This window comes from Oribacterium sinus (genome assembly GCF_963537195.1).
Taxonomy (GTDB): domain Bacteria; phylum Bacillota; class Clostridia; order Lachnospirales; family Lachnospiraceae; genus Oribacterium; species Oribacterium sinus_A.
Genome location: NZ_CAUTEG010000072.1, coordinates 1 through 12546, shown reverse-complemented (window position 1 = coordinate 12546; position 12546 = coordinate 1). Strand labels below are relative to the sequence as shown.

Genomic DNA, 12546 nt, shown 5'->3' with positions numbered 1-12546 from the left:
CTTTCTTTCTGCTTTTTGCTGTCTTGTTTTTTGCGACAGCTTGTGTATCTTAACATTCGAAAATGGGACTGTCAATAGTTTTTTTAAAATTTTTCTTACTTTTCGATTTTTTGCTTATTTTTTCTCTGCTATCGCCGATAGTAATTACCCATAAATGTTCGTGACATCTTCCCCTATTGCCGGATGAAACAGTATTATAGAACTAAAAACCATTACCGCTTTTAAAAGCAGTATGATAAAGCTTATAGAATCCGTCAAAAAAAGCTTTGTAAAGTTTCCTTTACAAAGCCTTTTCCTCGGAATGACAGGACTTGAACCTGCGGCCTCTTGACCCCCAGTCAAGCGCGCTACCACCTGCGCTACATCCCGATAGGGAAAAATATATCTTATTTTTCCCCACAATGCAAGCTTATTTTGATTTTTTTTGGAAGAAACTCTGGGGAATCTGTTGCACGATTCCAATAGCAATAGCAATGGTAAAGGCTGTAAGAAAGCAAGACCGCCCATATTTTAACGATAATGCTCCATTTCCCGTAATTAAATAATAAATTGCCTTATATACACCAATACCCGGAATCAGGGGGAAGATACTGGTGGATAAAAAGATTGTGGTGGGGCACTTTCTCTTGGCCGCTAAGGAGCGGGAGAATACTGCCGCAAAAATCCCCGAAAACAGAACCGCCATGGAATCCATTCCTGAAATATCCTCCACCATCAGATAAATGAACCAGGAAACAGAACCGATAATGCCGATGTCCCAAAAGTATTTATAATGTACTTGATAAAGAAGGGCAAAGGAAACCGTACCCATCCCTGCCGTTACTGCACAGAGCGCTTTATACAATACGCCATAAAAATTTATTCCCTGAGCTTCTCCCATTTGCATAGCAAAAGGTAAAACCTCCGCCGTTGCCGCAACTCCAACGGACATGGAAACACAGGTAAGCATCGCGGTAAGCAACAAAGATGTTCCTACCAGGTAGTTGTTTTGAGAAAATTCTCTAACGGAATTCGTGAAAAAGGCTCCCGGAACCAATAGCATTAAAGCTCCCAGCATTACTCGACTGGGATATTCTCCGATTCCGAAATAATACATAACATTTACACTTAGCGTTACCACACAGCTTCCCAGAATCGTCATAATATAACTTGTGCTCACAAAGCGGGACAAGTAATAACTGGCAATTCCCAAACATATACCGGCCAAACCGGATATAGCCGAATCCATAAACGGGACTCCAAGAGCCATGGCAAAACCGAAGGATCCAAAATAGTAGGCAACTAAAATCCAAAAAAATCCATATCCTTCTATTTTATCTATATCCTCCAAACGGCGCAAAATTTCCGCTTTCGGAATTCTATTCTCCTTGGAAAGACTGCGGGACAAGGTATTCACCTCTTCCACCTTTCGTAAATTATAAACAGTATCCGGTACATTCATTACGCCTGATTCTTTTATACCTTGCTCATTGGTTCCGGAGGCAAAGATTCCTCGATTTAAAACATAAGCGGAAAAATGCTGAACCCCCAGTGATTTTGCTACATAATTCATAGTTTCTTCCACGCGGTAGGTTTCTGCACCGCTTTTCATAAGCATTCTTCCCACCGCCATGGGAATCTCTATATCCAATCCGGAACAACTCTGCCCCTTATCCATTTTTTCCAATAACTCTGCCATCTTAAGCTTCTTCACCCCTACTATGCAATTTTCTCAGCAAAAGAGGGAAGAATTCATCTTCTTCCCTCTTTGAGAATCTCATATTACCCTAGGCAGATTTAAATTGCAAGGGATGAGAGCATAGTCCATCTTCGTATTTTGAAATTTTGTACAAAAAGCTTTATTATGATGGATTTGCCGCACTGCTTTCTGCTGCAGAGCTACTTTCCTTCTCTTCATTTGCAGAAGAGCTTTCTTCCTTATTCTCTGCACCGGACTCTGTGCTTTGCGCCGCAGGATCTTTTACGGTTTCCTCTACAGTATACTTGTCCAGCTTCTGGCTTACGCATTGATTCCGAAGAGAATTCAGGTCTTCAAATCCGCTAAAATTGAATTTTACAGTACTGAACCAAGCTACAACTCCTGTATCGATGGTGGCGTAGTGATAAGGAATATCCATATCATTTAAATCTACTGTAACCTTACCGCTTCCCTCATCCATAAGGTTGGTAAATGCGCCTGTAAAATAATAGCTGTGTTGCGCATTGTAACTCTTATCCGGAATGTTAATCTGCACATTGACCTTCATTACCGGGAACATAATGTTGTGCTCAAAGGCATTGGCACTCTTGGAAGTCAGGAAATAATATCCCAAGTATTCCGCCCCCACAAAGCTTACCTCTTCTCCTTGGCTTGCTAACTGAGACTGAATCTTATCTGTAATCTCCTTCTGCATATCCTGCAATAAAGAATCTGAAATTGCGTCAGCCTTTTCCACATAGGAAGGTAAGCCCTCTACCGTAATTTCTTTTTCTGTTTCCTTAGGAGCAATACCGTATTTTTGAATTACAGATTCCGGATTTGCCGGCTCGATTTTCACCTTTACCTTGTCACCATTCTTCAAATCCATGGAAGGTTCAACCGTAAAGTAGTAACCCTTGGAGCCATCCATATCTCCGGTTCCTTTCCACTCCACAGCTCCCTCCGGGGAAATGCCGGTGAACTTATAGTCAAAATCCTTAAAGGCATCAAAAAGCTGTACATCCTTTAAACCTTCAACCTTGAATTCTGTTCCCTTAGAGCTGAATTTGACTTTAAATTGTTCTTCCAGTTCTTCCTGATTGAATCCCCAGCTAAGCTTTACGGTCTCTCCGTTCTTCAGCTTTCCGTCCGACGAATCCCCTTCAATCTTCCAGTTTCCGTCAACGTAGAAATCATAAAGCAGCTCTGCCGCTCCGTAGTTCTTGGTCAAGCTGTCCTGCAGGAAATTCCCGCTTTTCTTTAACTTGATTTTCTTTTTGTAATCCTTCAGATACGCATCCTTATCAAACTTCACTAAGGCTTTTCCGTAGCCATCATAGCCGTCAAAGCTTACCGTGACATACTTGTCCAAATTGACTTTTGTCTTTCTTGGTAATAAAGCGAAGAAAGATGCCAAAACAAGTAAAATCAAAACAACGGCAACTCCTACAAAAAGTGCGGAATTATTCTTTCCTGCATTTTCTGCATTGGCATTGTCTTTTACCTGTTTTTTTGCCTTGATTTCTTTGATCTTTTTGTCGGTTTCCGTTTCTGCTTTCTCTTTTAATTCGGAAGCCTTTTCCGCCACAGCTGCTCCGGCTGCCGCAGCTACTGTCTCTGCCTTTGCTACTACTTCTTCAGCTTTAGCTCCGGCTTCCTGAGCCGCTTCTTCAGCTTTGGCTTCTGCTTCCTTTGCAAGCTCTGTAGCCTTGTCCTGAACTTTTTCTGCTGCTTCTTCCGCGTGGGCTTGTGCCTCTTGAACAGCTTCCTCAGCCTTACTTTCTGCTGCTTCAGCCTTACTTTCTGCTGCTTCAGCCTGCTTTTCCGCTTCAGGAGCCAGCTCGTTAAGCTTATCCTGAGCTTCTGATACAAGATTCTCTGCCTGATCCTGAACGCCCTCTGCCAGCTGTTCTACCTTCCCTTGCGCTTCCGTTGCAAGATTCTCAGCCTGATTCTTCAGCTCTTCTTTTCCTTCTTCCAGCTTTTCTTCTACAGCTTCTGCAGCCGCCTGAAGATTGTCCGAAGCAGTGCTCCCGGCATCTCCGGAATCACCCTCTTGCTGTAACTTTTCCTTTTGTTCATCTTGTTGTTCCATACTGACCTCCCCTTCATGAAAAGTATTATTTCACTGACTTAAGAATACCTTTTTAAGGATGAAAAGGCAAGAATAATATTATTTCCCGGCAATAAGGGAGAAACCGCATCTATACAGTCGGTTTCTCCCCTGGATTTATGCTATATTCAGTTTTTTTCTTTACGTTCTTCCTTCAAGCGCTCTTCGTAGTCCTTTAAGGCTGCCAGAGCTTCTCTACTTAATGGATACATAACAATCAGATTGAAAATAGTCATCAGTCCAACGCCCATGTCTCCCATATCCCACACTACGGTGTATTGCGCCAAGCCTCCCACAAAGAGCATAATCAAAGCAAAAATCTTATAGCCGGTTTGGGAAGCCCAGTTGTCTCCGAAAATGTAGGAAATATTGGAACGGGCATAGAACAGGATTCCCAAAAAAGTGGAAAAGCTAAAGAGCCACAAAATAATCGCAATAAATATCTTTCCGAAGGAGCCGAAGTGGTATGCCATAGCAGTTTGCAAAATATCCATTCCCTGCAGATTTACAATCTGTGCTTCCGGTACCAAAAGCATGATAAAAGCGGTACAGGAACAGATTACAATGGTATCAATGAATACCCCCATAGCCTGGAATAATCCAATTTTCGCCGGGTGATCCGTATCTGCCGCAGCTGCCGCACAGGGCGCAGAGCCGGAGCCTGCCTCATTGGAGAAAAGTCCGCGCTTTACACCGTTCATAACTACCGCACCGAAACCGCCTGCCACTATTTGCCGAAGGCCGAAGGCTTCGGAGAAAATTCTCTGAAATACGCTTGGCAGAGATGTAATATTTCTCAGGATTACAAAAACAGTAAGAGCAAAGTATAAGCCGGCCATCACCGGTACAATCACATCCAAAACCCTTGCTGTAGCGTGTTTTCTTAAGACTATTACCGCTGCCAGAAGCACAAGAATTGCTGTGGAAATAATCGGTTTAACGGAAAAGGCATTTTCAAAAGCGGAGGACACGGAATTTCCGATTACCTGACTGATTCCTCCCCAACAGATCAAACCGGAAAGAGCAAAAAGAATCGCAATAATGTTCTTCTTTTTAGGAATTTCTCCATTCAATTCCTCTCCGGGAGCCTTCTTAAAAAAGAAGTCATGGATGTAGTAGGCAGGACCGCCACGGAATCCCCCGTATAATGGATCCTTTCTCTTATGCAACTGGGCTAATGTAGCCTCTACGAAAGCAGTGGAAGAACCGATTAAAGCAGTAATCCACATCCAAAAAACCGCACCTGCTCCTCCTGCGGAAATAGCTGCAACCACTCCTACAAGGTTTCCCATTCCCACTCTTGTGGCCGTGGAAACAATCAGAGTCTGCAAGCCGGACAGCTTTCCTTTCTTCAGATCGCCCTTTTCCTTTCCCTGAGGCTTTTCCAAAATCACTGCCACCATCTCTGAAAATAAACGAATAGGAAGAAATTTCGTGCGAATCGTGTAATAAATGCCGGCGGGAATTAATAGAATCACCATCAAAGACAGCCCCAGACTGCTTCCTCCGGGTAGTGGAATCTTTACCAAGTCTCCCCATAAAAATCCGGTTACCGCTTCAATCATCGATACAATAAGTGACATAGTTTCCTCCCCTTCTTGACTTAATCACAAATTTCAGCCATTCCTTCAATATAGTTTTCACCGATACACATTTCTGCGAATTCGTCTCTGTTTCTTTGCACTTTTTCACTTTTATGCGTTTATGCTTTTATGTACTAAAGTAATAAGCGTAAAAGAAAAAGCACAATGTGCTTTTCCCTATTGTAACAGCTATTTTCTTTTTGGCAAGGACTTTTCTTTCCTGAGAGGATTTAACAGTATTCATCCAAGCCCTTCTTCATAGCATGAATATACGCTTCCTTAACTTCTTCCGGCCCTAGAATTTTAACGGCTCCTCCCAAAGAAAACACCCAAGCAAAAAACATTTCACTCACTGCCACATCCACATGACAAATGGCATAGCCGGGCTCTTCCGCAGGAAAAAGAGAAATCTCTTTTCCGAAACGGTCCAGGAGAATTCCCACCATTTCCTCTCGAAAGATAAGGCTCACCTTCTTCCGTTCTCCTGCAAACATGGAAAAGGTTCTTTGCCGAAAATGCTCCATATCCAGATTCTGAAAAGCATCTTCCCCTAGTCTTTTCTCATCAAGAATCCGGATATTCTTCATTTTGTCCACCCGGTAGTGTTTAAAAATCTCCTCCTCTCCATCATAGCCAAGAAGGTAATAATTTTCATTTTCCAGAATCAAATTCCAGGGACTGACCAGGTAGGGCTTTTTCTTTTTCTCCACCAGTTCTTTTGCCATATTCCATTGCAGGTAGGAAAAACTGATTTGCCTGTTTTCCGCAATAGCTCTATGCAATTCGTCCACCACATAATAGATGGATTCGTTCATGCTCTTGATTCTTCCGGGGAGCATCAGCTGACGGTTTAATTGTCTGGCTTCATATTCACTGACAAAGGTGGTGAGCTTCTTAATGAGCTCCTTAGACTTTTTCTCCGTAATAAAGCGGGAGGCCTGCACCGCATCCGCCAGAAGCTTACATTCCGCCAGTTCAAATTCCTTACTGCCAAGATAATAGACATAGCTTCTGCCCTGCTTTTCCATGACCACATCATAGCCCATTTGGCGAAGGCACTCCAAGTCATCATAGACACTTTTCCGATCCGTCTCAATATCCAGCTCTCTTAAATAATCTTGGATTTCCGCCATGCTTAGTGGATGCTCTTCATCAGCTTTGTGCAGTAATATTTCTCGCAAATGATACCACTTCCACTTTTGATTCCTTCTCTTCGCCATATCAGCCCCCAACAATTAGAATGATACTCTCAAATACTATACGCACATTTTAACAGGAAAAGGCACAATAGGATATTCAGAATTGTAGAATATCAAAAACGAGCATCCCAAGTTTTTACAGGATACTCGTTTTTAAAAAAATTATATCGCTCAGTCTAGCAAATTATAAGAGTGCCTCTACTGCCTTCTTTACATCCTCCATAGAATGGGTTGGCTCAAAACGCTGTACCACATTTCCCTTTCTATCCACCAAGAACTTGGTGAAGTTCCACTTGATATCCGGATTCTTTTTGTATTTCGGGTCCTTGGCAAAGCACATCGCTCCCATGGCCATAGCCTTTACGCCCTTTCCAAATCCCTCAAAGCCTTTTTGTTCTTTAAGATAGCCGTATAAAGGAAGAGCATTGGCACCATTGACCTCTGCTTTTTTCATCTGATCGAATTCTGTTTTGTACTGTAGGGTACAGAACTGGTGAACTTCCTCATCTGTTCCCGGAGTCTGTCCCGCAAACTGATTGCAGGGAATATCCAAAATCTCTAAACCCTTTTCATGGAAATTCTCGTAGAGCTTCTGTAAGTCCTCGTATTGAGGTGTAAATCCACAGCCTGTTGCCGTATTGACAATCAAAAGCACCTTTCCCTCATACTCTTTTAGAGATAGCATTTCCCTATTTCTCTTCTCTACACTGTAATCATAAATTCCCATATTTTCCTCCTATACTCTACTTTCCCTTGAACTCTTATATTTTATAATAGCTTTTTGGTATATAAATTGTTTGCAATTTAATTTTACTCTATTTTATACTTTTGTCAAGAATATTCATATCTTTCATTTCGATTGATGTTTTTGTTACATTTGCAACATATCTTTTATTTTTTCTCTGTTATCCTGAGGACGTAAAGAGGAACACTATCAGGAGAGGAGTCTATATGATTACGAAAGAAATGACTTTAGCGGATGTGGTAAAGGAATATCCCGGCACCATTCCCTATTTAAATGAATATCGTTTGGATTATTGCTGTGGAGGACATGATCCTATTGCACAGATTGCCAAAGAGAAAAATATTGAGCTGGAGCCTTTTATGCAGGAGCTGGAAAGATTGGCAGCCCTTCCAAAGAAAAATGATTTAGATTACGAGGGAGAATTGCAGCGTTTTCGTTCTCTGTCTGTGCCGGAAATGCTGGTGGATTTAGAGCGCAGCCACCATGTCAAGGAAAGAGAGCTAATGGCAGATGTAGAGGCTCTTTTAAACAAAATTCTTGTGGTGCACTACGAACACCATGGAGAAGAGCTTAGTTCCATTCATCACCACTTTGCCCTCTTAAAGGCGGACTTGGAAGAACATTTTGCAAAAGAAGAAAAGCTGGTCTTCCCGATGATGAAAAAAACCGGTAAACCAAGTTCTGAAGACATTGCCTATGTGAAGGGTTTGGAGGAAGAACACAGTGCAGCAGGAGATCTGATTAAGCTTTTACAGAAAGAGACAAATTTCTTTACAGCCCCGGAGGATGTTTGCCCTACCTACAGAAGATGCTTCAGCCAGATGGAAGCCTTGGTGGAGGATATTTTCATGCATATCTTTAAGGAAAATTCGATTGCCTTTCCGGAGTATTACGAGCAGGAATAAAGGGGTTTTAAAAAAAATAAAATAATTTTCTAAGCAATTTAGGTCTGAAATGGGGCACGCTCTCGCTAGCTTCGCCACGTAACGGATACTAAGCGAAAAACTGCTTTTCACTTGTTTTTCGCAAGTACCGACGGGCTCAGACTACCCCGTATTCAGACCTATATTGCCGAAAATTGCTTTATTTTGATTTTTTGCAGCCACTTAATTTCATTCTAGTACAGAGCCTCCTGAAAGGTCTCTATAATTTCATTTAACTCTTCTTCCTGTATGGTTCTTAAGTCCATCCAGTAATCATCTTCCCAGATTCTTCCGATAATCGGCGTTTTTCCTTTTCGAAGTCTGGCTTCCAGCTGAGATACGGAAAGCTTCTCCGGATGATAAACCACAGCATAGCTGTCCATATAGGTATCCGGAAGAGAGCCTCCACCAACCTGGGCTTTTGAGGGCTGTAAAGAATATTCTCCGGGGATAGATTCCTTTTGGAACAAATGAAGCAATGCTTCCCCCCGTCTTTTGACCACGCTCTGCTCTTCCGACAGCATACGAAGTACAGGAATTCTTTCTTCAATCCCCTCCTCCTTCAGATATTCTAAAAAGCATAGTTCCAATGCGATTATGGTAAGCTTATCTACCCGAAGAGCCCTGGTAAGAGGATTTTTCTTCATTTGATCAATATATTCTTTTTTTCCGATAATAATTCCTGCCTGAGGACCTCCCAAAAGCTTGTCTCCGCTGAAACAAACCACATCCACACCGGCTTCGATGGCTTCCTGTACCGTTGGTTCGTGGGGAAGTCCGTATTTTTCCAAAGGAAGAAGCACGCCGGAGCCTAAATCCTCAATAATAGGAATTCCGGTTTCCAGAGAAAGTGGCTTTAATTCTCTGGCCTCTACAGATTCCGTGAAACCGCAGATTTTGTAATTGCTGGTGTGCACCTTTAAGAAGGCTTTTGTATTTTCATTTACAACTTCCACATAATCCTGATAGTGAGTCTTGTTGGTGGTTCCCACTTCCCGCATCTCCGCCCCGGAAGCGGCACAAACATCGGGAATACGGAATTTTCCCCCGATCTCCACCAGTTCTCCCCGGGATACCACAACCTCTCCTCCCTTAGCCAGGGTAGAGAGAATCAGTAAAACGGCAGAAGCATTGTTATTGACCACCATGGCATCCTCCGCGCCGGTAATTTTGCAAATGCTGTCCTTAATATGGCTATAACGCTCCCCCCGCTCTCCCTTTTCCAAGTCGTATTCCAGATTGGAGTAGGAAGAAAGCATCTTGGCAAGCTCCTGCCCGATCTTCGGAGAAAGCAAAGCACGACCAAGGTTGGTATGTAAAATGGTGCCGGTGGCATTAATCACCTTCCTGAGCTTCGGCTTGACATCGCCCTCGATGCGCTCCGTAATCCTACTGTAAAGAGAAGAAAAGGCCTGTTCTATTCGACTTTCCTCTTCTTCCTCCCGAACGCATTTTCGGAGATTTTCCACTTCAAGTCTTACGCAGTCCGTTACATAGGATAAGCCGTAATCCTGAATAAAGGAGAGAATCTGCTCCTCCTCCAATATGTTGTCAATCTTGGGAATTCTTCTAAAAAATGCATTTCTATCCATGGTCTTCTTCCTTTTCTCTTGTGTTTATACTTTCTTTAGAATCCATTGTACCATAAATTCACTAAAGGATAGCTACATTGAGAGAAAAACTCGGGGATTTCCAACCGAATTTTATGTATAAAGAAAGAGCTTAGAAGAAATGCTTTAAGGGAGTATCTCCCAAGCCTTCATTCTAAGCTCTAAATTTGCTAGGATTTTATAAAATATCGTTTTTATAAAATAGTATTTTTATAAGCTGCTGTTTTTTCCTGCTGTTTGTAAACGGATAAGCGCACGATAAAGCTTTGCCTGATTCCGAAGTCTTTGTTCTTCGGAAAGCTTTTCATCCTGAATCTTCTTCTCAGCTCGCTCCTTGGCTCTCTCAGCACGATCAACATCGATTTCCTCGCTCCACTCAAAGGTGGTGGGAATCAATCGACAATGGTTGTCCATCATGGAAAGCATTCCTCCGATACAGGCTGCCTTTCTTTCGCTACCATCCTTCATAATCACCTTGGCTGTACCCATACCTACCGCTGTGCAGTAATTGATATGGTGCGCCATGATAGCCAGGTCTCCTGTAATGGTTCTTAAGCTGACACGTTCTACTTCATCGTCAAATTTTTGCCCATCCATAGAAACAATCTCTAAATGGAAGTTTGCCATAAAGGTCCCTCCTTACTGTTTCTTAGCTTTTTCAAAAACTTCATCGATGTTTCCTACTAAGAGGAAAGCAGACTCAGGAAGCTCGTCACATTCTCCGTTCAAAATCATCTTAAAGCCGCGGATTGTTTCCTTTAAAGGAACATACTTTCCTGCAAGACCGGTGAACTGCTCTGCTACAGAGAAGCTCTGAGACAGGAAGTTCTGAATCTTTCTGGCACGGAAAACGCTAATCTTATCTTCCTCAGACAATTCATCCATACCCATGATGGCGATGATATCCTGTAATTCCTTATATCTCTGGAGTACCTGCTGTACACCTCTTGCCACCTGGTAGTGCTCCTCTCCCACGATTTCCGGAGTAAGAATACGGCTGGTGGAATCCAAAGGATCTACTGCAGGGTAAATTCCCTTACTTGCGATATCTCTGGACAATACGGTGGTCGCATCCAAGTGGGTAAATGTTGTTGCAGGCGCCGGGTCGGTAAGGTCATCCGCAGGCACATAAACCGCCTGAACGGAGGTGATAGATCCCTGCTTTGTGGAAGTAATACGCTCCTGCAAAGCACCCATGTCTGTTGCCAGTGTTGGCTGGTATCCTACCGCAGAAGGCATTCTTCCAAGAAGTGCGGATACCTCTGAACCTGCCTGGGTAAAACGGAAAATATTATCAATGAAGAGCAATACGTCCTGGTGCTTCACATCACGGAAGTACTCCGCCATGGTCAGACCGGAAAGAGCAACTCTCATTCTCGCTCCGGGCGGCTCGTTCATCTGTCCGTAAACCAGGGCAGTCTTATCCAAAACGCCGCTTTCCTTCATTTCTCCGTAAAGGTCGTTACCCTCACGAGTACGCTCTCCTACACCGGTAAATACGGAAATACCGCCGTGAGCTGTTGCCACGTTATGGATTAACTCCATGATCAATACGGTTTTACCTACTCCCGCACCACCGAAAAGTCCGATCTTTCCTCCCTTTGCGTAAGGGCAAATGAGGTCTACTACCTTGATACCTGTCTCCAGGATCTCTGTAGCAGGGGTCTGCTCCTCGAAAGAAGGAGCCGGACGGTGAATCGCCCATCTTTCCTCTGTCTCAGGGGCAGGTTTTTCATCTACAGGATTTCCCAAAATGTTGAAGATTCTTCCCAAGCAAGGCTCTCCAACAGGTACTGTAATGGGGTTTCCTGTATCAACAGCTTCCATTCCTCTAACCAAGCCATCGGTGGAACTCATTGCGATACAACGTACCACATCATCTCCCAACTGCTGTGCAACCTCCGCAATCAGCTCGGTATCTCCAAGCTGAATGGAAATTGCGTTCAATAAGGAGGGGAGTTCCCCTTCCTGGAATCGAATATCCAGGACGGCACCCATGACCTGTATAACCTTTCCTACATGTTTTTCTGTCATGTATCTCTCCTTTTTCTACACTACAACTCTTCCGCACCGGCAACGATTTCCGTGATTTCCTGGGTAATACTTGCCTGTCTTGCTCTATTGTAGAATAGACTTAATTTATCAATCATCTCTCCGGCGTTATCTGTAGCCGCCTCCATAGCCGTTCTTCTTGCTGCCAGCTCACTGGCAACAGAAGTACAAATTCCGCTATAGACCAGCCCTGCAAGATATTCCGGTACTATCGCATTAAAAACATCTTCTCCACTTGGCTCGTAGAGAATCAGGTTACGAATCTTCTTCGCTTCTTCTTCGCTTTCCTCTTTAAAATCAGACAAGGGCAAAAGAGAAATAGCTCCTGCCTTCTGGCTCATCATGGACACAAAATCCGTATAGATCAATGCCACATGGCCGAATTCCTGATTTTTATAGGCTTCACAGATTTTCTGGGCAATGCTGTAAGAGTCGGAAATTCCAACCTCTCCAACATGAGTATAGCTGTCATTAAACAGCTCATACTTCTTCTGCCGTCCATACTCTAAGGCTTTCTTTCCTAATGGGAACAAAGCAAATTCCTTGCCCTTGATTTCTTCCTCCAGGGTACGGAAAAGATTGGCATTATAGCCTCCCGCCATACCGCGGTCTCCCGCAATCAATACATAGCACCACTTCTCGG

General features: G+C 43.3%; 10 protein-coding genes and 1 tRNA gene. 1 reads left to right on the top strand and 10 read right to left on the bottom strand.

All coding sequences use genetic code 11. From position 1 onward, the window contains the following. Positions 1 to 296 precede the first annotated feature (296 nt). From RYL27_RS08380 to RYL27_RS08355, 6 genes are all read right to left on the bottom strand, one after another. Positions 297 to 369 (bottom strand) — tRNA-Pro (locus RYL27_RS08380). A gap of 40 nt (positions 370 to 409) precedes the next feature. Further along, positions 410 to 1678 (bottom strand): threonine/serine ThrE exporter family protein, encoded by a 1269-nt coding sequence (locus RYL27_RS08375; RefSeq protein ID WP_314966520.1) that lies wholly within the window; start codon positions 1676 to 1678, stop codon positions 410 to 412. Positions 1679 to 1841: 163 nt separating this feature from the next. After that, positions 1842 to 3773 (bottom strand): hypothetical protein, encoded by a 1932-nt coding sequence (locus tag RYL27_RS08370; protein WP_314966518.1) that lies wholly within the window; start codon positions 3771 to 3773, stop codon positions 1842 to 1844. A gap of 146 nt (positions 3774 to 3919) precedes the next feature. Beyond that, entirely contained in the window at positions 3920 to 5374 is a 1455-nt protein-coding gene (locus RYL27_RS08365) for an alanine/glycine:cation symporter family protein (RefSeq protein ID WP_314966517.1), read from the bottom strand. A gap of 230 nt (positions 5375 to 5604) precedes the next feature. Beyond that, positions 5605 to 6594: a helix-turn-helix transcriptional regulator gene (locus tag RYL27_RS08360; protein ID WP_314966515.1), complete on the bottom strand. Its 990-nt coding sequence runs from the start codon at positions 6592 to 6594 to the stop codon at positions 5605 to 5607. 163 nt (positions 6595 to 6757) lie between these two features. Then, positions 6758 to 7300 (bottom strand): glutathione peroxidase, encoded by a 543-nt coding sequence (locus RYL27_RS08355; protein WP_314966513.1) that lies wholly within the window; start codon positions 7298 to 7300, stop codon positions 6758 to 6760. Positions 7301 to 7524: 224 nt separating this feature from the next. Here RYL27_RS08355 and RYL27_RS08350 point away from each other — a divergent pair, with 224 nt between their 5' ends. Next, positions 7525 to 8223, top strand: a complete 699-nt coding sequence (locus RYL27_RS08350) for a DUF542 domain-containing protein (protein ID WP_314966511.1) — start codon at positions 7525 to 7527, stop codon at positions 8221 to 8223. A 212-nt stretch (positions 8224 to 8435) separates the two neighbouring features. On the opposite strand, the gene selA is transcribed toward RYL27_RS08350, so the two are convergent. The 4 genes from selA to atpG form a co-directional block, all read right to left on the bottom strand. Next, the gene (gene selA, locus RYL27_RS08345) at positions 8436 to 9833 is read right to left on the bottom strand and encodes an L-seryl-tRNA(Sec) selenium transferase (RefSeq protein ID WP_314966509.1); all 1398 of its coding nucleotides are present in this window, start codon (positions 9831 to 9833) and stop codon (positions 8436 to 8438) included. 228 nt (positions 9834 to 10061) lie between these two features. Then, positions 10062 to 10478 (bottom strand): ATP synthase F1 subunit epsilon, encoded by a 417-nt coding sequence (gene atpC, locus RYL27_RS08340; RefSeq protein WP_007157828.1) that lies wholly within the window; start codon positions 10476 to 10478, stop codon positions 10062 to 10064. 12 nt (positions 10479 to 10490) lie between these two features. After that, positions 10491 to 11885: a F0F1 ATP synthase subunit beta gene (gene atpD, locus RYL27_RS08335; RefSeq protein WP_007157829.1), complete on the bottom strand. Its 1395-nt coding sequence runs from the start codon at positions 11883 to 11885 to the stop codon at positions 10491 to 10493. A gap of 20 nt (positions 11886 to 11905) precedes the next feature. Then, positions 11906 to 12546: ATP synthase F1 subunit gamma (atpG, locus tag RYL27_RS08330; protein ID WP_314966506.1), on the bottom strand; the 641-nt coding region annotated here is incomplete at its 5' end.